22 protein-coding genes are annotated in these 19,921 nt (G+C 63.9%); 11 read left to right on the top strand and 11 right to left on the bottom strand.

Annotation, left to right across the window (positions count from 1 at the left end; all coding sequences use genetic code 11):
- Window positions 1–102: 102 nt before the first annotated feature.
- The 3 genes from P3T42_RS14350 to P3T42_RS14340 are packed head-to-tail and all read left to right on the top strand — an operon-like array spanning window position 103 to window position 2,284.
- Window positions 103–936, top strand: coding sequence for a hypothetical protein (locus P3T42_RS14350; protein WP_429306422.1), 834 nt, complete (start codon window positions 103–105; stop codon window positions 934–936).
- A 57-nt stretch (window positions 937–993) separates the two neighbouring features.
- Window positions 994–1,530, top strand: a complete 537-nt coding sequence (locus tag P3T42_RS14345; protein WP_429306421.1) for a tetratricopeptide repeat protein — start codon at window positions 994–996, stop codon at window positions 1,528–1,530.
- Window positions 1,502–2,284 carry a tetratricopeptide repeat protein gene (locus P3T42_RS14340; protein ID WP_429306420.1) on the top strand — a complete coding sequence of 261 codons (783 nt, stop codon included), beginning with the start codon at window positions 1,502–1,504 and terminating at the stop codon, window positions 2,282–2,284. The genes P3T42_RS14345 and P3T42_RS14340 overlap by 29 nt, the downstream gene beginning before the upstream one ends.
- A gap of 143 nt (window positions 2,285–2,427) precedes the next feature.
- Here P3T42_RS14340 and mctP read toward each other — a convergent pair whose 3' ends face one another.
- Window positions 2,428–3,909, bottom strand: coding sequence for a monocarboxylate uptake permease MctP (mctP, locus tag P3T42_RS14335; protein WP_429306419.1), 1,482 nt, complete (start codon window positions 3,907–3,909; stop codon window positions 2,428–2,430).
- Entirely contained in the window at window positions 3,906–4,103 is a 198-nt protein-coding gene (locus P3T42_RS14330) for a DUF3311 domain-containing protein (protein WP_074302283.1), read from the bottom strand. Before P3T42_RS14330 ends, mctP begins: the two co-directional genes overlap by 4 nt.
- Window positions 4,104–4,321: 218 nt before the next feature.
- Between P3T42_RS14330 and P3T42_RS14325 the strand changes: the two genes are divergently transcribed.
- The 4 genes from P3T42_RS14325 to P3T42_RS14310 all read left to right on the top strand — a co-directional run bounded on the left by P3T42_RS14325 (window position 4,322) and on the right by P3T42_RS14310 (window position 7,744).
- Window positions 4,322–5,737 carry a cache domain-containing protein gene (locus tag P3T42_RS14325; protein WP_074302282.1) on the top strand — a complete coding sequence of 472 codons (1,416 nt, stop codon included), beginning with the start codon at window positions 4,322–4,324 and terminating at the stop codon, window positions 5,735–5,737.
- Window positions 5,734–6,378 (top strand): response regulator, encoded by a 645-nt coding sequence (locus tag P3T42_RS14320; protein WP_074302281.1) that lies wholly within the window; start codon window positions 5,734–5,736, stop codon window positions 6,376–6,378. Before P3T42_RS14325 ends, P3T42_RS14320 begins: the two co-directional genes overlap by 4 nt.
- Window positions 6,379–6,461: 83 nt before the next feature.
- Window positions 6,462–7,028, top strand: a complete 567-nt coding sequence (locus P3T42_RS14315; protein WP_429306418.1) for a GNAT family N-acetyltransferase — start codon at window positions 6,462–6,464, stop codon at window positions 7,026–7,028.
- Between the two features lie 389 nt (window positions 7,029–7,417).
- A complete protein-coding gene (locus P3T42_RS14310) occupies window positions 7,418–7,744 on the top strand; it encodes a hypothetical protein (protein WP_143788582.1) in 327 nt (108 codons plus the stop codon).
- A 14-nt stretch (window positions 7,745–7,758) separates the two neighbouring features.
- Here the strand turns inward: P3T42_RS14310 and P3T42_RS14305 are convergent, their stop codons facing one another.
- Entirely contained in the window at window positions 7,759–8,778 is a 1,020-nt protein-coding gene (locus P3T42_RS14305) for a Crp/Fnr family transcriptional regulator (protein WP_074302279.1), read from the bottom strand.
- Between the two features lie 182 nt (window positions 8,779–8,960).
- Here P3T42_RS14305 and P3T42_RS14300 point away from each other — a divergent pair, with 182 nt between their 5' ends.
- From P3T42_RS14300 to P3T42_RS14285, 4 genes are all read left to right on the top strand, one after another.
- Window positions 8,961–9,326: a hypothetical protein gene (locus P3T42_RS14300; RefSeq protein ID WP_429306417.1), complete on the top strand. Its 366-nt coding sequence runs from the start codon at window positions 8,961–8,963 to the stop codon at window positions 9,324–9,326.
- A gap of 580 nt (window positions 9,327–9,906) precedes the next feature.
- A complete protein-coding gene (locus P3T42_RS14295; protein WP_253190307.1) occupies window positions 9,907–10,743 on the top strand; it encodes a glycosyltransferase family 9 protein in 837 nt (278 codons plus the stop codon).
- A gap of 67 nt (window positions 10,744–10,810) precedes the next feature.
- The gene (locus P3T42_RS14290; RefSeq protein WP_429306416.1) at window positions 10,811–12,127 is read left to right on the top strand and encodes a hypothetical protein; all 1,317 of its coding nucleotides are present in this window, start codon (window positions 10,811–10,813) and stop codon (window positions 12,125–12,127) included.
- Window positions 12,128–12,136: 9 nt separating this feature from the next.
- A complete protein-coding gene (locus P3T42_RS14285) occupies window positions 12,137–12,475 on the top strand; it encodes a YbjQ family protein (RefSeq protein WP_074302275.1) in 339 nt (112 codons plus the stop codon).
- Window positions 12,476–12,546: 71 nt separating this feature from the next.
- Here P3T42_RS14285 and P3T42_RS14280 read toward each other — a convergent pair whose 3' ends face one another.
- The 8 genes from P3T42_RS14280 to P3T42_RS14245 are packed head-to-tail and all read right to left on the bottom strand — an operon-like array spanning window position 12,547 to window position 19,912.
- The gene (locus P3T42_RS14280) at window positions 12,547–13,884 is read right to left on the bottom strand and encodes a pilus assembly protein TadG-related protein (RefSeq protein WP_429306415.1); all 1,338 of its coding nucleotides are present in this window, start codon (window positions 13,882–13,884) and stop codon (window positions 12,547–12,549) included.
- 35 nt (window positions 13,885–13,919) lie between these two features.
- Window positions 13,920–14,441: a TadE/TadG family type IV pilus assembly protein gene (locus tag P3T42_RS14275; RefSeq protein WP_429306414.1), complete on the bottom strand. Its 522-nt coding sequence runs from the start codon at window positions 14,439–14,441 to the stop codon at window positions 13,920–13,922.
- Window positions 14,438–14,890 carry a TadE/TadG family type IV pilus assembly protein gene (locus tag P3T42_RS14270; RefSeq protein ID WP_074302272.1) on the bottom strand — a complete coding sequence of 151 codons (453 nt, stop codon included), beginning with the start codon at window positions 14,888–14,890 and terminating at the stop codon, window positions 14,438–14,440. The genes P3T42_RS14275 and P3T42_RS14270 overlap by 4 nt, the downstream gene beginning before the upstream one ends.
- A 28-nt stretch (window positions 14,891–14,918) precedes the next feature.
- Window positions 14,919–15,890: a type II secretion system F family protein gene (locus P3T42_RS14265; protein WP_429306413.1), complete on the bottom strand. Its 972-nt coding sequence runs from the start codon at window positions 15,888–15,890 to the stop codon at window positions 14,919–14,921.
- 55 nt (window positions 15,891–15,945) lie between these two features.
- Complete coding sequence (locus P3T42_RS14260) at window positions 15,946–16,923, bottom strand: type II secretion system F family protein (protein ID WP_074302270.1); 978 nt, start codon at window positions 16,921–16,923, stop codon at window positions 15,946–15,948.
- Window positions 16,924–16,978: 55 nt separating this feature from the next.
- The gene (locus P3T42_RS14255; RefSeq protein ID WP_074302269.1) at window positions 16,979–18,346 is read right to left on the bottom strand and encodes a CpaF family protein; all 1,368 of its coding nucleotides are present in this window, start codon (window positions 18,344–18,346) and stop codon (window positions 16,979–16,981) included.
- Between the two features lie 19 nt (window positions 18,347–18,365).
- Window positions 18,366–19,574, bottom strand: coding sequence for an AAA family ATPase (locus tag P3T42_RS14250; protein ID WP_074302800.1), 1,209 nt, complete (start codon window positions 19,572–19,574; stop codon window positions 18,366–18,368).
- Between the two features lie 26 nt (window positions 19,575–19,600).
- The gene (locus P3T42_RS14245) at window positions 19,601–19,912 is read right to left on the bottom strand and encodes a hypothetical protein (RefSeq protein ID WP_074302268.1); all 312 of its coding nucleotides are present in this window, start codon (window positions 19,910–19,912) and stop codon (window positions 19,601–19,603) included.
- Window positions 19,913–19,921 lie beyond the last annotated feature (9 nt).

The raw sequence follows: 19,921 nt of genomic DNA, 5'->3' as shown, positions 1-19,921 counted from the left end.
CGGACGAGCCGATATAGCAGGGTAGAAAGCATTCCGCTTAGACCTTTCTACCCACCTCGCTACGCCTTGTCCTCAGCCAATTTACCGTCCACGCATAGTGCCGTGAGGCGCTACACCACCGTGCGGATCGCGATTTTCTCGATGATCCTGCAGTCCGCTCTGTCACTCGTGTCGTTCGCGAGCTTCGTGCGGGCGTACCGGCATGCGTCGGCGTCGCTTTACGCCGCCTATCCTGTCGCGCAGCGCTGGCTGTGGCTGATTGCGCTGCTGTGGTCGCTGGTCACGCTGATCTCCGGCCTCGCGCTGCTGCGCGGTCGCGGCTGGGGACGCGTGTCGTACGCGTGCGCGGCATGCCTGGCACTCCTTGCGTATTTCATCGTGGCGCCGTGGCCGCTTGCGTTGTGCGCGGTGCCTGTTGCCGCAGCGACGACAGCGGTGTTGTTCAGCCGTGCGGGCACGCACTATCTGCGCGACGACGCGGCGCGGCACAACGCCGCCTCGGGATGGCGCGCGCGCTTCGCCACGCTGTGCTTCGTACTGTCGAGCACGCTGCTCTACCTGACCCACCTCACCATGTGCACGACGGCGGGCTGGATCGTGCGCGTGCTGCCCGGCTGGCCGGCCTGGACTACGCTGATCGCATCGGCCGTGTTGATCGCTGTCGGGGCGCTCCTGTCGCAGAAGGGTTCGCGCGTGTGGCGCAGCGGTGTTGCGCTGATGGTGTTCGTTGTCGTCGACGCTTTCGCGCTGCTCGGATATCTGCCCTATGCGCCGGCACTCGCGCGTTATCTGGGCCCGGCTTACCGTCCCTATGACATGCTGTGGGGCGTCGCGATTGCCTTGACGTCGATCATCGGCGCGCTCGCTTTGACGATGCTGCAGATGAGCCGTGTGCCGCGTCCGAGGGCGCCGCTGACGATGCCCGACTATCTGTAGCGCGGCGGCCTCGTGACAGCGCATCTCACTCAACACGCATTCGCCTGGTACCGCTCCGTGACCCGACCGAACTTTATCGCCACGTTGCGCCCCGTTTGTTCAAGTGCGCTTCTCATTGCCGGCGTGCTTTCACTCTACGCGCCGCACGTATTCGCCGATATCAAAAGCGCCGAGCAGGCGATGCAGCAACAGCGCTTTGCCGATGCGCAGGCCGAACTGCAGCCGCTTGCCAAGGCCGGCAACGCGCAAGCGCAGGTGGACCTCGGCACGCTCCTCATGCTCGGTCAAGGGTTGCCTCGCGACGACGCGGCGGCACTCGCCCTGTTCAACCAGGCCGCGAAGGCGGGCGATCCGCTGGGCGACCTTGGACTCGCGTCGTTTTATGTGCTGCGGCAGCCGGGTCCGCAAAGCTATGCCAGGGCGGAAGCGCTCTACCGCAAGCACGCGCTGGAAGGCAACGCAATGGCGCAGGCTGGACTAGGCGGCTTGTATCTGACAGGGGTCGGCACAGGGTTTCGCGCAGGCTTATACGGGCATCGGCCGGCTTTACGCCGCGGGTCTCGGCGTGAAGGCCGACGGTGCGCAAGCCTATAACTGGCTTCGCAAAGGCGCGGATCGCGGCGATGGGGCGGCCTATGACGAACTGGGCAGCCTGTTCTATAAAGGCATCGACGGCAAGCCGGACTACAAGGCCTCGATGACCTGGTATGCGAAAGCTGCCGCGCTGGGCGACCCGGTGGGTCAAGCAGGGGTGGGCTATCTCTACGAGCATGGCGCCGGCGTGCCGAAGGACGATGCCCAGGCGTTGGCGTGGTATCGCAAGGCGGCGAATAGCGGCTATACGGAATCGGAAATCTCGGTGGGGCGCTTCTACATGCTCGGACGTGGGGTGGCCGAAGACAACGCCGAGGGCATGCGCTGGATGCTGCGCGCGGCGCAGCAGGGCGACGCGAACGCACAAGGCATTGTGGGCAGCGTGTACCAGCACGGAAAGTATGCGACGCTCGACTACGCCGCGGCGCTCAAGTGGCTGACGCTCGGCGCCCGTGGCGGCAATAACAAGGCGCAGTACGACCTGGGCTGGACCTACCTGATGGGTACGGGTGTGAGCCGTGACTTGCGACGCGGTTGTGCGTGGCTGGTGGTTTCGGCAGCAAATGGTTACGCGCTTGCGAAGACGTCGTTGGCGGAGGGCAGGACCGGCGTCTCGTTCGATCAGCGCAAGCAGGCCGAACGGGCCGCCGCTGCATGGCAACCGGGCCGCGACGTGGTATTGACTGACGAACCGCCGGGGTATGTCGGGTTGAGCGCGTTCAATCTGAACGCGCCGTTCTTGCCGGGATACTGAGTGAGGTGAAGGGCGAGCCCGCTTGAGGGGAGCCCTGGACGCTTCGGATGCCGTGGACGCTGCCAGCGCCACTAACGCCACTAACGCAACGCCACTTCTCGGACCGGCCTGCGAAATCGAGGCCGGCCCGCTCAACCAACTTCTTAAACGCTAACGCTCACGCGCTTCGGCGTCACCACCGACACCACGAACGTCACCACGATATTCGCTGCCAGCGCAATCAGGCCGATATACAGCGGATACGTCGCATCGCCCAGATGCAGCGCGAACACCGGCTTCAGGCCTTGCGAAATCGCCAGCCCGGTCCCCAGCACGATCCCCACCAGCCAGCCGAGGAACAGCCCCGGCGTATTCAGGCGGCGCGTGTACAGCGAGAACACGATGGCCGGGAAAATCTGCAGGATCCACACGCCGCCGAGCAACTGCAGATCGATCGCGTACTGCGTGGGCAGGAACACGATGAACAGCAGCGCGCCGAACTTCACCGCCAGCGAGACGATCTTCGCCGTCGAGGCTTCGGCGCTGGATGACATATCCGGCGAGACGATCGGACGCCACAGATTGCGCGTGAACAGGTTAGCGGCGCCAATCGACATGATGGCGGCCGGCACCAGCGCGCTGATCGCAATCGCCGCCGCGGCAAAGCCGACGAACCACGACGGGAACAGCGTACCGAACAGCGCCGGCACGACATCCGAAGCGGACTTCACATGCACGCCGGCTGCAATCGCCATATAGCCGAGCAGCGCGATCAGGCCGAGCAGCAGCGTGTACGCCGGGAGGAAGATGGCGTTCTTGCGCACCGTTGCCGCGGACGACGACGACAGCACCGCCGTCATCGTATGCGGATACATGAACGCGGCCAGCGCGGAGCCGAGCGCGAGCGACGCATACGCGGTGAACTGGGTCGGCTTCAGGATGATGCCGGTCGCGCCGCCCTTGGCCTTGAAATACGTATCGGCTGCATCGAACACATGCGCGTAGCCGCCGAGTTTCGCTGGAATCAGCCATACTGCCGCGATTACGACAATGTAGATCATGATGTCCTTGACGAAGGCGATCATCGCCGGCGCCCGCAGGCCGCTGGTGTAGGTGTAGAGCGCGAGGATCACGAACGCGACGATCAGCGGCAGTTCGCCGTCCACGCCGAGGCCCTTGATCACCACCTGCATGCCCACCAGTTGCAGCGCGATATACGGCATGGTCGCGACAATGCCCGTGAGCGCCACCGCAGCCGGGAACCACTTGCCGCCGTATTCGCCCTGCACGTAGTCGGCTGCCGTGATGTGATTTTTCGCATGGGCGATCTGCCATAGCTTCGGCATCACTGCGAACACGAACGGATACACGATGATCGTATAAGGCAGCGCAAAGAAGCCATAGGCGCCCACCGAATACACCAGCGCCGGCACGGCGATCACGGTATAGGCGGTATAGAAATCGCCGCCCACCAGGAACCACGAAATCACCACGCCGAATTGCCGGCCGCCGAGGCCCCACTCATGCAACTGCGTGAGGTCGCCTGCTTTCCAGCGCGCCGCGAAGAAACCCACCACGGTAACCAGCAGGAAGAAGAAAATGAAAACGGCCATTGCGACCGGGTTGACTGGAATCGATCCGCTCATTTGAGACCTCGGTACACGACGTAGATCAGCAGCGACGTGAGCGGGACCCACAGGAACTGATACCAGTAGAAGAACGGAAAGCCGGCGAACGAAGGACGCGTGTCGTTATAGAACGGCAGCCATAACAGGGCGATATACGGAAGCAGCAAGATGAGCCATAGCCATGAACGGCCGGCCGGATGAGTGGTCTCCACGAATTTCTCCTTAGGTTTGAAACTGAAACGCCATATATTTATAGGAATGGTCGATCGTCGGCGCATGCATTGCTACGCGCCGCACGGCGCGGCGCATCGACGAATGCGGGCGGCGTCCTGGGCGTGTAGTATTCGCTTTCGTCTGCCTCCTTACAAGCGCACAACTACGTAAGCACGCTACGTACAATTACGTAGACCGCCCATCCGTCCTTTCAGCGATGAAACTCAAAGCGAAGATCTTCCTGCTCGCCATCGTACCGTTTCTGGCCGCTATTGCCGGGATCGAAATCGGTGTTCGCCAGGAGGCGACGGCGCTCGCCGGGACGCAGCATGCGACGATGCAGGCCGCCTATCTGGCGAGCAAGGAGATCGAACTCAAGCACTACGTCGAACTGGCGACGAGCACCATCGAGCCACTTTACGACGCCTCGCGCGATAACGCACGGGACGACGCAATGTTGCGCAGCCGCGCGCTCGCCGCGCTGGAGAAGATGGATTTCGGTAAGGACGGCTATTTCTTTGTGTACGACATGCATGGCCGCTCGCTGATGCATCCGCGCGAGCCGGATCTTGTGGGCCGCGATCTGTGGACCATGCGCGACCCGCAAGGCGCGCTGGTGATCCAGCAGTTGATCGCTGCGGCGGCGCGCGGCGGCGGCTATGTGCGCTATGTGTGGCATCGCCCGTCGACGGGCAAGCTCGAGCCGAAGCTCGGCTATGTCGTGCCGCTCGAGCGCTGGGGCTGGCTGGTCGGCACCGGCATCTATCTGGACGACGTCGATACGACGCTCGCGAGCATCGACCAGCGCGCGTCGGCCAACATCGAGCGCACGATGATGTGGATCGACGCGATCGCGCTGACCGGGCTGGGCGTGATTGCGCTGTGCGCGCTGGTGCTGAACGTCAGCGAGTCGCGCAGCGCCGATGCGAAGTTGAAGCGGCTCGCGCAGCAGGTGGTCGAGTCGCAGGAAAAGGAGCGGGCGCGGCTGTCGCGCGAACTGCACGACGGTATCAGCCAGATGATGGTGTCGGTGAAGCTGCTGCTCGAATCGGCGCTGATGCGCTTCGAGCGCGGCGAGGCGCGCGTGCCGGCGGCGGAGGCCGCGCTGGCCACGAGCCTCGCGCGCCTCGGCGATACGCTGCGCGAAGTGCGCCGCATCTCGCATGCGCTGCGGCCGGCCATGCTCGACGACCTCGGGCTTGCCGCGGCGCTCCAGCAACTCACGCGTGAACTGAGCGAGCAGGCCGGGATCGAAATCGGCTTCACGCAGATCGCCCACACCCATGCCGCCGTGTTGCCCGATGCCGTCAACACGGTGGTGTTCCGGATCGCCCAGGAAGCGCTGACCAACATCGTGCGGCATGCGCGGGCCTCGCGCGCGTCGCTGTCGCTCGAGGTGTCGGCCAGCGCCGTCACCTTGTCGATTGCGGATAACGGCTGCGGCTTCGATGTGCAGCGCGCGCTGGCCGATCCGCGTGGCGGCATCGGCCTGCGCAACATGCGCGAGCGGCTCGATACGTTGGGCGGTAGCTTGTCTCTGGTGTCGCAGCCGGGTCATACGAATGTGACGGCGCATGTGCCGGTCGGGGCACGTGCACAGGCTCCGCAAACCTTGCAGGAAAACTCGCTATGAACGACGCGCCGTCCCGTGCAGCCCGGCTGATTCTGGTCGACGATCATCCTTTGGTGCGCGACGGCTTGCGCGCGCGGCTCGAAGCGGTGCCGAATCTCGAGGTGGTTGGCGAAGCGGGCGGCGCGGATGACGCGCTGGCGCTCGCGGCCGAGCAAAATCCCGATCTCGCGCTGATGGATGTCGGCATGAGCGGGATGAACGGCATCGCGCTCGCCGGTGTGTTCCATGAGCGGTTTCCGGCGATCCGGGTGTTGATGCTGTCGATGCACGACAACATCGAGTATCTGACGCAGGCGGTGCGGGCCGGTGCGAGCGGTTACGTGCTGAAGGATTCGCCCGCGACGGAGATTGTTCAGGCGATTGCCGCGGTACTCGATGGGCGCACGTTCTTCAGTGCGGGGCTCGGGGAGCGGATGATCCAGGCTTCGGCCATGCCAACGCCCGTTGAGCAATTGACGCCACGCGAGCGGGACATTCTCGATGCGCTCGCGGAAGGACTCTCCAGCAAACAGATTGCACAACGTAATGGCTTGTCCGTGCGCACGGTGGAGACCCACCGGCTCAATATGAAACGCAAGCTCGAGATTGAAGGGCAGGCGGAGCTGATCAAGTTCGCCGTGGAGAATCGGCGTAAGCGTTAGAAGCGGCATTGAAGCGGCGGAACCGGTATATTTCCTCCGATCAATGTTTCCACCTGCGCCGCCTCAACTAGTCGAAACTTAGCATGCAGCCTATCCTCCTCGACGTGCCGGACGTCCTTCGTACCTCGCGCCTGACCATTCGCTGTCCGAAGCCGGGCGACGGTCCGCAGGTCTACGAGGCGGTAGTCGATGCGCTCGCCGAGTTGCGGCAGTTTCCGGCGTCGTTGCCGTGGGCGGTCTACGAACCCTCCATCGAAGGATCCGAGGCGTTTGCGCGCACGGGATTTTCGAACTTCGCGGCGCGCCGTGACTTTCCATTCGTCATGCTATTGCGCGGCACGCAGACGGTGGTCGGCTGCGGTGGTATCCACGAGCCGCGCTGGGAGATTCCCGCCTTCGAGGTGGGCTGGTGGGGCCGCACGCCGTATCTTGGCCAAGGTCTGATCAGCGAAGGCGTCGAGGCGATGCTCGGCTTCGCTTTCTCGGCTCTCGGCGCACGCCGCGTCGAAGCCTTCACCGACGATCTCAACGACAGAAGCTGCAGGCTTTGCGAGCGGCTCGGCATGGATTACGAGGGCACGCTGCGTCATTCGCGGGCGGCGCCGGACGGACAGCTTCGCAACACCCGGGTCTACGCGCGGACCCGCTGAAATAAGGGTGTGGGAGCGTATCGGCGCCGCGGCTGTGCGGGCAAAATACTCGCTACGATGGGCTTGTGCGGCGAGTCACCCTTTGCCGGCAACCGGGTAGACGGGGAGCGTCCTTCGGGCAGAAGCCGGAGCGCCGCCGGGCGAACGTGAAGCGCCTGTGACAAATCGACACAAATATAGACGAACGATCCACAGATCGATCGTGTCATTCCGTTTACGATCCGACATTACCGGTTCCGAACCTCGCGCGAAACGCGCAGCGCTATCCTGATGAGGCTGAGGCCGTCGCACCTCAAAGCGTTTTGCGACCGGCCGGTCCACCCGTGCAGGTAGTTAGGCATACCGATAGAGTGATATTCGATGCGTCTGCAAATATTTGAGGAATGGCTGTGAGTCTGAATCTGTCATCCAGAGGGCCAGCGTACACGGCACGCGAAATTCGACAGGGCGTGCCGCTCAGCTACGTCAGCGAAAAGTTGTCGCACGCCATCATCGATACGCACGCGGCCGGCGTGGCTCACCCGGAAGCGCGCAAGCGTCTCGCCCACGTGATGTATTCGCAAACCAAGGCGTTTCTCGCGCTGCATAACGTACTGGCGGTAGCCGACACACCCGGCTTGCCGGAGCTGCTGCTGGAGATGGACCGGCATGAGTTGCATAGCTGGATCGCTACGGTCGTCAAGCATGGGGACGTGCTGGGGACCAGCGAGGTCTGACGACCGGACCCCTCTCAGAGGAAGCGGCTAAACAACCGGTCGCATTCCCGTTTGACCACGCCGTAGCATTCGCAGGCGTGCGCTTCAAGGGCCGGCCGGTCGAGTACCTCGATGACGCCGTGCCGGTAGCGGATCACACCGTCGCCCTGTAACTTGGCCGCCGCTTCGGCCACCCCCGCGCGCCGCACGCCCAGCATGTTCGCGATCAACTCCTGGGTCATACGAATCTCGTTCGATTCGACCCGGTCGAGCGTCAACAGCAGCCAGCGGCAGAATTGCTGCGCAATCGAATGATGGCGGTTGCAGACGGCGGTCTGCGCAATCTGCGTAATCAGTGTTTGTGTGTAGCGCAGAAACAGATGCTGGACCGCGCCGCCGCGCGCAAACTCCTGGCGCACGACATCGCCGCTCAGCCTGTAAGCCTCGCCCGCGCTTTGCACAATGGCGCGGCTCGGTATGGTCTCGCCGCCCATGAACATGGTGACGCCGAGCAGGCCGTCTTTCCCGACCACGGCGATTTCCGCCGACGCGCCATTTTCCATGACATGCAGCATCGACACGACCGCTGTGGTCGGCAGGTAGATGTGGCTCAGACGATCCCCCGACTCGTAGACGACATGCCCCAAGGGTAGCGACACCGGTGACAGGTGCGGGGTGAGACGCTCGCGCTCCTCGGCCGGCAGAGCTGCCAGCAGCCGGTTGGTCTCGGGTTTGTGCTGGCCCACCTGGATAGGCTGCACTTCTTCTTCAACGACTTGCGCGCCACGCGTGACCCGCTGTGCGAGCAACAGATGCTGCGCAATCATATGATCGCGGCTCTTCTCCGGCACCAGGCTCAGCACGGCCGAACGGAGGTCGGCATAGCCGAGCACGTCGAGCAGCTTGAGCTTGGTCAGCGTACCGAGGTCGCTTTTGCCGGTCCGCCAGGCCGAAATCTGCGCGCGCGTCAGGCCGAGGCTCTCCGCCAGTTGGGCGTCGCTACCGAACTGGCCCTTCGCTTTTACTTCATCGAATAGGGCGTTCCAATCGTTCATGGTGTTCGATAGTTAGAATGGTGTCAAATTCACTTGACGCGCGCTGAGTCGAATGAAAGAATCAAAAATTGGCTAAATCTGTCAAATTCATTCGACATTTATATCATAGCTGCGCACGTCTCGCGGAGACGCGATAGGGCTCACCATTTTCGACGGGCGCCTGCGCTCTCGAGGCCTGCCACATGAGCGAATTCTCCTCCATCCGTTTGCCCGTCGCATTACATGCGCTTGCCTCGGACGCTATTGTTTCCGACGCACTGGATGGCGAGCAATTTGCCGCCCGGCAAATGGAGTTCGTCAAGGATCTGTTCGGCTACGTCGCTTACCTGCGCGAACGCTCGCGTGCAACGCCGGTTGCCGACGCTTTCCTCGCGACCTTCGTCAATCTTCTGGAAGCGCTGGAGTTAAATGCGCCCGGCGAAGCACAGGCGTGTGCCATCCAGCTTCAGCAGATTATCCCGGTCATCTTTCCCGGTTCGACGGCATTCGCGAATTCGATCGCGCCCCATGCTGTCACGCCGGCGATCGAGACCGACGGTGCGGAGTAAGTCGGGAGAACACGCGTCGCGCTAGCGGCGCAAGTGGAGCGAAGAGTGATGCGCAGCGCGGCGATCGGTTCGCGCCATTCGATACGGACTCCGAACGTTAAAGGCTCAGAGGTACCAGACGAGTATCGCCAGCACGACCGTGAACAAGCCCCCGATCGATACGCCGCCCCAGATCAGAAGATCGTCGCCGCTGATTTTCCGGGTGCGGAGATTGCGCGTTGCCGCCTGGACAGGGCGTCCAGGATTTCCCCGTCGTGTGCGCATTGATATGACCCGTCGCGTTTCTTCATTCTTTCAGCCAGACGGTCTCGACGTCAAGTCAATTTGACATTGTGCCTCGCCGTGCTGCGGCGCCCCGTCAAGTTATGCAGACGTAAACGACCGTAACCGATTCTGTAACTTTAATAATATGCATCGGTTCTAGACTGCTGCTGGTTCGGAAGGCGGTGATGCATTTCCGGGCGGGCAAGCGTTCTCCCATCATTGGGCGCGTTATCCGGATTGACCTATGTGGCCGGCTGTACCGCCAATCTCTAGCGTAGCGTTGGTTCTTTCGCCAGCAATCGGTGATTCGCTGCTGATGATGACGATTGCGCGCAATCTGCAGCAAAGCGGTATTGCGGTCACGGTGTTCGGCCGGCAGATCCATGCGTTGCGCGACTGGTTTCCGGATGTCGCAACAGAAGACGACCTGAGCGCCGGCGATCTCGCGGCAAGGCTGGGCGGCTTCGACCGCGTTATCCAGATGCATCGAAACAAGCCGTTCGCTGGCCTCGAGCAGGCCCATCCGCGCGTGATCCTGCTCGATCACATTTGCCGGGTGCGATCGTCGCATTCGATGGCGGACCGGCTCGCACGTTTTTGCCAGGACGAGTTCGGTCTGGCGAGCGCGCACAAGAGCAACGGCATGACGGCGCCTGCCGGACTGCAACACAGGAAGTACCCGCTGCGCGTGGCGATTCACCCCACCGCCAGCACTGCCGACAAGTGCTGGCTGCCTTCGCGTTTCATCCGCCTTGCCATCAAACTGCGCGAACTGGGCTTCAGTCCGGAGTTCGTCGTCGCCCCGCAAGAGCGCGCCGACTGGATTCACATCGAACGTCTTGGCCTCGCGCTGCCCGACCTGGGTTCGCTCGACAACGTCGCCGCGTGGGTTTTCGAATCCGGCTGGTTTATCGGCAACGACTCGGGAATCGGCCATCTGGCGTCGAGCCTGCATATTCCCACGCTGTCGCTGTTCATGCGCCGCGGCATTGCGCATACCTGGCGGCCGGACTGGGGGGCGGGGCAGGTGCTGATCGGCAGCACTTTTCTGCCCACCGGATTTCTGAAAGAGCGTTACTGGAAATACATGTTGTCCGTCAGGCAGGTCTCTCGCGCGTTCGACCAGATGCGCGCCAATCCAAGCTTCGCATGACCCCCGCGCTCCCTCAACCTTGCCCGGACCCTGTCCGGTGCAACCGCATGCCTTTTCCCCAGACACCATGAACGCTCAATGCCAGGCCGTCTTCCTTCATACCGGTTACAGAACGGCCGGAACGTGGTTATGGTCATGCTTTCGCAAGCTCGACAACGTCACCGCCTACTACGAGCCCTTGCACGAAATGCTGGCGACGATCGACACGGACAAGTTGGCGAGCAGTACGGCTAATAGCTGGCGTTCGGGTCACCCGGCGCTGGAGGCGCCGTACTTTGCCGAGTTCGCTCACCTGCTGGGCCCGCAGGGGCGCGGTATCCCCGGCTACGACGCGGTGTTCTCGATCGACCGCCTCGACGGCCAAACCCCGGAGGCCGCCGAACGTCTCGAGGCCTATGTGCGCGGTCTCATGCGCAGCGCGCACGACCAGGGCCGCGTGCCGGTCCTCAAGTTCTGCCGCTCGCTAGGCCGCCTGCAGTGGTTCCGCGCTACCTTTCCCGATGCCGTGCATATCGTGGTCGAGAAAAATCCGATCTCGCAGTGGCAGTCGTGCTGGCAATTGTTCGCCGCGCATCGCAATCCGCACTTTGTCGCCGTGCCGTTTGTGGTGCTGGCGTTGAACCGGCACGTGCCGCTCGTCCAGCAGACCATGGCTGCGCTGGGCGTCGTGCTGCCGCCGCCGACCGGCGATGCGCAAGCACAGACGGTCGAAGCGTGTCTCGCCGTCTATAAGGAACACATTGCGGCGATCACGCCGCTGCAGGCCTACCGGGCCTTTCTCGCGCACTGGCTGTTGACGCTAAGAGACGCGGCGACGCACGCCCATGCGATCTTCGACTGCGATCTGGCGGGCCATTCACCGGCATATATCGCGGGCGCCGAACAGTGGATCGGTGAGCTCACCGGCCTCAAGCCGTCGTTCGGCAGCGCGCGCCGCGAAGAGGCGGCCGAACGCAGCGTGGGCTTCGATGCCGTCGAAGGATTGCAGGTCCACCTGGAAGCCCTGGATTTCGCGCGGACCCTGGCGGGCAGCGAGAGCGTCGACGCCGATGCGCTGGTGCTCTGGACCAGCAAGCTGGCCCAGGCCACCCAGGTGATGGCGTTCGGCGCGGCGGCGAACTGGCCGCAGCCGCAGGTATCGGCGGGGCGCGCCACCCGGATGGTGGATGTCGCGCTGATCGACGGTGTGGGCATTGATGAGATCTTGCTGAGCGAACTCGCCTCGACACGCGCGGCATTGGCCGAGGTCAGGAGCGAGTTGGCACGCCTGCACAAATCGCCGCTGTTGCGCCTGATCAAACGCGTACGCAAGCTGCGTGCGTCAAAACTCTTGCGCCGCGTGCGCCGTGACGGCAAGCTGCCTACCACTGGCCATCCAACTTGAGAGCGCGCAATGGTAGAACGTCACATGGTGTCGACCGCATTTGAAATTCCCGGGTACACGGTCGAGCAGTCGCTCGGTATCGCGCGGGGGATCATTGTCCGTTCGCGTTCGGTGGTGGGTTCGATCGGTGCGTCGCTGCAGACGATTTTCGGCGGCAACATCTCCCTCTATACGTCGCTGTGCGAGCGCGCCCGGGAAGACGCGTATGAGCGCATGCTGGCGCAGGCAGTTGGGTTCGGCGCTAACGGCATTGTGGGGATGCGCTACGACGCGACTGAAGTGGCCCCTGGCGTGACGGAAGTGCTGTGCTATGGAACGGCGGTTTTGGCGCGGCCGGCCGCCGCGTAACAAGCACGAGCGCAAGTACAGGCACGAGGGACGCGCCGCGCCAAAACCGGCGCGGCATCCTGCGCCCGGCTTCAGGTCGCGCCTCCGGGAATCAGCCGCGGTTTGGTCAACGTGTACGTGATCTGCCCGAAGATCGTGCTGAGGCTGGCGGTGCCGCCCGTCGCATTGGAGCAGGTGTCCGAGTAGAAATAAGCCGAACTGGTCGCGATCGACGCCATCGTGGCGCACGGCGAAAGACTGTCCGAGCCGTCGCTGCAGGTGGACGAGGCCGACTCGCCGCCGATATACGCGACCGTATAGATCAGCGTCCCCGCCGTCTTGGCTGCGCCCGCATCGTTGATGGCGGTCTGGCATTCCTGGTTATAGGTACTGCTAAAGGTACTGCCCAACTGGGCTTTGCTGGATGTCGCGTCGCCGTCGCTCAGCAGCACGATGACATTCTGTCCCGCCGGGTTCTGCGATGCCGAAAGCGTGCTCAAGGCGCTTTGCGCCTGGGTGATCGCGTCGCCGTAGAACGTGCCGAGACCGCCTATCGCCGAGAGGCCGCCGCAACTGCCGCCCCCCAGCGCCTGCACCACGCCGGAACTCGTATTCGCCGAACCGCTGCTGCTCAGAAAGCCCGAAGACGGCGAAGCGATCTGGTACCCCGCCAGCGTTGAACTGGCACCCGAAGCAATGGCGGAATAACTACTGCCGGTGCCGGGCTGCGTTTTCGAACAGGAGAAGTTGTAGGTGGAGGACATGGGTGGAAACACCATCAGGCCGACGTTGTCCCCGGCGTTGGTCAGCCCCGTCAGTAGCTGAAGGGCGCCGGCCTTCGCGCAATTTCCCCGGGTCTGCGCCACACCTTTGGCGTTCTTGCAGTTGCTGTCCGTCGTATTCATCGACGCGGTGGTGTCGAGAATGATCATCACGTTGTATTGGGCCGCCTGGGTGCCGCCGCCCGCGCCCGCCTTCGAGGTGGCCGAGATCGTCGACGACTTGATGCCGATGGCCCGCGCGAAGAACGTCGGCACGCTGGCCTGCTGCGTCACCTGTATGCCGTTGTAGCCCGAGACCGCCTGCGCATAGGGCAAGGTCACGCTCGCCAGCTTGAGCCCCTGAATCGACGTGCTCGTGACCGTGACATTGCCCGGCAGCGTGTTGCTCGTGCTGGCGGTTTGCCCCGCGGCATAGTTCTGTGCATTGCCCGAGGCGGTTGCCCAGCTCTTGGTCCACAGATCCATCGCGCCGGCAAGCGCGGCCGCGTCGGTGGCGGCCTGCAGACGCCGCTGGCTGAACATCAGATAGCCGACATCCACGGCGACGGCCGTGAACGCCAGCAGCGCGATCAACGACAGCGCGACGATGACGGACACGGAGCCGCGTTGTCCGGCGCGCGCGCGGTGGCGTGCAAGAGTCTTGTTCATGTTGGTCCTCCGGCCAGGCGGATGGCTTGTTGGGTTCATTGCACACGCTCCACCATCGTTGAGTTCAGGGAGCCGGGCATGCCGATCAGCCCGGCCAACGTGCCCTTGAAGAGTGCGGAAAACGAGCTGTAGGTGACGGTGACGGTCGCCGGAGAACTCGCGGCGGCCGACAGCGCGGTCGCGCAATCCGAATCGCTCGTGCACTGCGTTCCGTTGACGTAGGTCGTGATCGAGAGATTCCCCGAGTTCAGATAAGCGGCCGAGCTCACCACCTGCGTCTTGGTGGCGGTATACGGTGTGGCGGTGCCGCGTTGCGCCGCGAAGTAGCGCGCGCCTGACGAGGCCGCGTTGGTCACCATCACGTAGTTGCCGAGCAACCAGCCGAACTGCGCGATGCCGAGCACGATGACCAGCAACGGCGGCGCGAGCAGCGCGAATTCGACCGCGGCAATGCCGCGTTGCCGTTGCCGCGGCGCGGCCTTGCGCGCGTGTGCCGGCGTGGACGCTGCCGGTCGCGACGAGGTCCACTTCCTGAGACGCACGGTGCCGGTGTTCATTGCACGATCTCCGTCATGGTGGCGCTCAACGACGAGGGCATCATCGACTTGAGGCTGTATAAGGCACCCTTGTACGGCGCGCTGAACGCATAGCTGAGCGACACGCTGGCCTGCGTCCCCGTCGCGGGCGGCTGGGTTTGGGTGCCGAGCGCGCTGGCGCAGGCCGAGTCGCTGGTACAGGTCGCGCCGCCCACCTTGATGGTGATCGACAAGGTGTTCTTCAGCGTCGACGTTGCGGCCAGCACGGCCGCTTCGGTGTCGCTATAGGGCGTGGTATAGCCGCGTTCGGAGGCGAGCAGATGCGCGCCTACCGAGGCGGCATCCGTCAGCATGAGGTAGTTGTTCATCAACCAGCTGAACTGGACCGCGCCGAACAGCACGAGGAACAGGACCGGCAAGACGAGTGCGAACTCGACCACTGTTGCACCGCGTTGACGTTCACGTTTCATAGGTCCTCCGTGTTGTGTCGTAGCGCTTTCAGGCGCCTGCCATGCCGGGCAGCAGGACCCGATAGATGTGAATGAACGCCGGTCCCAGCAACACCACGAGGAGGGCAGGGAAGATGCAGAACATCAGCGGGAACAGCAGCTTCAGCCCGATTTTCGCGGCCTGCTCTTCGGCGCGCATGCGGCGCCGCGTGCGCAGCGTGTCGGACAGCACCCTGAGCGACGCGCCGATACTCGTGCCGAAGCGCTCCGACTGAATCAGCAGCGTGCAGAACGAATCGATATCGTCGACGCCGGTACGCAGCGCGAAGTTGCGCAGCGCCTTGTCCTTGGTAAAACCCGAGCGCATTTCGAGCAGCATCAGATCGAGCTCGCTTGCCACGACCGGGCTGCTGATGCGGATTTCCGCGGACACCTTCATCAGCGCGGCATCGAGACTCAGGCCCGCTTCGACGCATACCGTGAGCAGGTCCACCGCGTCGGGAAAGTCTTCGAACAGTGTGCGTTTGCGCCATGCAATGCGGCGCGCCAGCACGAGGTTCGGCAGGTAGTAGCCGATGCCGCCCAACGCGAACAGCACCACCGAGAATTCGTAGGTGTCTTGCGCCACCGAGGTGTGAACCAGCCACAGCATGGCCGACAGCGGCAAGACGATCGCGAGAGCGGTCTTGGCCAGGAAGTAGACGGGCGCGGCGCCCGGCGCACGCCATCCCGCGTTCATGAGCCGCACGCGCAGCGAGGAACTTTCCCAGCCTTCCTTAGGGATCGACAACTGGGAGATGGGCCTCGAGATGTCCGCGAGTTTTTCGAGCCAATCGCTGCCCGACGACTCGTCGCGCTCGGGCGTAGCGGCGGCGGGCGCGGCATTCGCGCCGCCGGCCTGCTCGATCCGTTGGCGCATGTCGCGCGGCGCGAAGGCATGCATCGCAAAGAATGCCGCGCCGCACACGATGGCGAACACGCCGAACAGCATCAACATGTGCATCGGATCTGGCGTTTGCATGGTATCCCCCAACTATTCTATTAACGGTCAGTACTGCGATTAAACGGGTGTGCCGCTACACGCGCATCCTGACGATGTGGCGCATCCAGAACATACCGAACACCATGGAGCCGAGTACGGTATAGAGCAGTTTCAGGCCGGCCGGGTCTTGCCACAGCACGTCGAGAAAGCCCGGATTGATCGTCATCATGATGGCGGCCGTGCCGAACGGCAGCAGCCCCAGAATCCATGCCGACAGCTTGCCCTCGGCAGACAGCACGCGAACCTTGTCGAACAGCTTGAAGCGTTCGCGAATCAGCGCGGTGATGCCGTCGAGCAGTTCGGCGAGATTGCCGCCGGTCTCGCGCTGGATCAGCACGGCAATCACCAGGTAGCGCAGGTCGCGGATCGGCACACGGGTGGCGAGATTCAGCAAGGCGTCGTTGAGCGAGATGCCGTAGTTGATTTCGTCGAACGTGATGCGGAATTCACTGCTCATCGGCTCGGCGAATTCCGTGCCGACCATGCCGATTGCGCCGGTGAACGCATGCCCCGAACGCAGCGCGCGGGCGAGCATGTCGCAGACGTCCGGAAACTGCCGGTCGAGCTTGCGCAGCCGTCTGCCGCGCCGGAAGCGCACATACAGCAGCGGCACCACGGCGCTCGCCAGCGCGGCGGCGAGCGCGATCAGCAGCGGCACGCCGGCGAACAGCAGAATGGCGAGCGCGAGGGGCGGCAGGGTGGCGCAGGTGCCGAGCAGACGCCCGACCGTCCAGCCGACGCCGGACTGCTGCAGAAAGAGGTCGATCGCATGCACGCGCGGCAGGTACATCAAGCCCTTGTCGAGCAGCGACGACTCGCTCAGGAGACGCTGCTTGAGGATCGAGAGGCGTTCGCCGTCGAGGTGCCCACCGGCCGACACCGCGCGAATACGCGATTCGATGCGCCGTGCGGCGGGCCCGTGACGGCTGTTCCACCACTCGTACACGCCTTCGATGGACAGCACGATGGCGGCGAACAGCAGAACGATGGATGCATAGAAGATCGGGGCCATGCCAGTCTCCAGACGCTAAGGGTGCGGGTGCGGGTGCGCTTGCTGCCCGCGCGGTTCAGGCGGTGTCGAAGTGCCGTGTCGGGTCGTAAATGCGCTCGGGCAGGGCCACGCCGAACGCCTGCAGACGCTCGGAGAATTTCGGCCGCACGCCGGTCGCGCAGAAATGTCCCTGCACGTTGCCCTTCGAATCGACGCCGGAGCGCCGGAACGTGAAGATTTCCTGCATGTTGATCATGTCGCCCTCCATGCCGGTCAGCTCCGAGATGCTGATGATCTTGCGGCGGCCATCGGTCAGGCGGGTGGCCTGCACGACCACCGAGATCGCCGAGGCGATCTGCTGGCGCATCGTCTTGGTCGGCAACGACAGGCCGCCCATGCTGATCATGTTTTCGAGGCGCGTGAGGGCGTCGCGCGGGGTGTTGGCGTGGATCGTGGCGAGCGAGCCTTCATGGCCCGTGTTCATGGCGTTGAGCATGTCGAGGGCTTCGTCGCCGCGCACTTCGCCGAGGATGATGCGGTCGGGGCGCATGCGCAGCGCGTTGCGAACGAGGGTGCGCTGCGTGATCTCGCCGCGTCCTTCGATATTCGGCGGGCGCGTTTCGAGCCGCAGCACATGCTCCTGCCGCAGTTGCAGTTCCGCGGCATCTTCGATCGTGACGATGCGCTCGTCGGCCGGAATGAAGCCGGACAGGATGTTCAGGAGCGTGGTCTTGCCGCTGCCGGTGCCGCCCGAGACGAGGATGTTGACCTTGGCGCGGGCGAGGCCGTCGAGCACTTCCGCCATGGGCGGCGTCAAGGTCTGCAGTTCGATCAGGTCCGAGACCTGCAGCGGCGTGACCGCGAAACGCCGGATCGACAGCAGAGGGCCATCCACCGCGGACGGCGGGATGATGGCGTTGACCCGCGAGCCGTCGGGCAGGCGCGCGTCGACCATCGGGCACGATTCGTCGATGCGCCGCCCCACGCGCGAGACGATTTTCTCGATCACCTTCATCAGATGCGCGTCGTCGTAGAACGTGACGTCGGTCGGCTCGAGCCGGCCGCGGCGTTCGACGTAGGTGTGGCGATACGTGTTGACCAGGATGTCGGAGACGGTCGGGTCGCGCAGCAGCAGTTCGAGCGGACCGAAGCCGAACATTTCGTCATGCACGTCGACTACCAGCTGCTTGCGTTCGAGGTCGTTGGCCGGGGCTTTCTGCTCGTCGAGAATGCGGCCGATCAGCGCGGCGATTTCCTGGCGCACCTGGTCGGGCGGCATGCGCGAGAGCCGCTCCAGTTCGACGCGTTCGAGCACCGCCAGATGGATCTCGCGTTTGAGCTTCTGATAGGCGGCCCGCATCATGCTGCCCTGGGCGCCGCTCATCTCGGAGCGTTCGACGAAGGGCTGGACACGTTGGGCGGTGATCTGCTCACGAAGCGACATGATGATTCCCCTGTTGGTCCTATTGCATTTCAAGGTTCGGTGCCGGGTGGCGGCCGAGCATGCGCGCGAACAGCGACTCGCTCTTCGGCCGCTCGGCCCCGCTGTTCGACGCGCCGCCGGCGATGTTGTCGGCCAGCGTCTGCAGGCTGCGCGACACGCCGCTCTTGCGGCCCGTCTTCGAGACCGGCACGCCCTGGTTGATCGCCTCGGATACGGCCGCGACGTCGTCCGGAATCACCTGGTAGGGGCGCATGCCGAGCACCTGTTCCATCGCGGCGCGGGCCCGTTCCTCGTGACGCGAGTAGCGGTTGAGCAGCAGCCGCGTGCGTTCCGCCGCGTAGCCGAGCGAGCCGAGAATCTCCTGGAGCCGGCGGCCGGCGCGCACGTGCGGCATGGTGGCCTGCAGGACGATGTGAATCTGGTCGCTGCGGTCGAGCGCCAGCATCGAGATCGGATTGATGGTCTGGCCGAGGTCGAAGATCACGAAGTCGTAGCGCGGCGCAGCCACGCCGAGGATCCATTCGAGCCGGTCTTCCTTGATCTCGGCGGCTTTCACCGGATCGCCGGCGCCGGCGAGGATATGGAAGGTGTCGCTGACGTGCAGCACGCTCGCGTCGAAGAACGCCACGTCCATGCGATCGATCTGCGAACACAGTTGCGGCAGCGTCGACGGCGGCGTTTCTCCGGTCACGAGGAAGGCGGCATCGGCGAACAACTGGTTGAGGTCGATCATCAGCACGCGTTTTTGCCGCGCGCCGGCAATCATGTCCGCGACGTTCGCAGCGATGAAGCTGGTGCCCACGCCGCCCTTGCACGACATGAACGAGACGATCTCGGTGGTGTGCGTGTGGGTCTTGAGGCGCTGCGCTTCGAGGCGCACCAGTGCGTCGGCCAGCGCGCGGCGCTCGAGCGGCCAGTTCAGCACATCGCGAAAGCCGGCGCGCATCGCGGCGATCAAGGTCTCAGGCGAAGCATCGGGCGTGAGCAGGATGCACGAGAGGTGCTTGTGCTTCTGGCACAACTGCGCCACCACGGGCAGCTCGGCATCCTGGGTCGACGCCGCATCAACGATCAGGACATCGAAGGCATCGAGGCTGTCGCCGCGCTCGACCAGCAGCGAAGGACTGTCGGCGGCGCGAGTGGTGCGGTAGTCGCCGCATTCGCCGAGCACGTGCACGACCTGGGAGAGGCGCGCCGCGTCTTTCGAGGTGATGAGGATGTCGATCATGATCGTCTGCGCCACGCTGTCTGAGGTTATTGGCCGCTGCCGCCACTGCTGCCGCTGCTCACGCCGATCACGAACGGATTGGTGTTCGTGGCCGGTTGCGAGAACGACTTGTCGTACTGGGTCATCGCGGAGGCAGCGGATTTACCGTCGATGCCGTCGGGCGAGGCGGTGTGCTCGGCGGCTTGCGGATCGATGATCTGCGCCTGGGTGGCGGCTCTTTCGGCCTCGCCGAAATGCGCGTCCCAGATCGGCGTGCTGGTCATGCAGCCGCCGAGTGCGGCGAACACCGGGACGATCAGCGCGGCGCGAGCCGCGCAGAGGAGGGTGGTGAGTTTCATGGAATTCCC

Origin of the sequence: Paraburkholderia sp. GAS38 (genome assembly GCF_050434965.1) — a bacterium.
GTDB lineage: Bacteria > Pseudomonadota > Gammaproteobacteria > Burkholderiales > Burkholderiaceae > Paraburkholderia > Paraburkholderia phenazinium_A.
The sequence above is the reverse complement of the archived record's forward strand: the minus strand, read 5'-3'. Positions and strand labels throughout refer to the sequence as shown.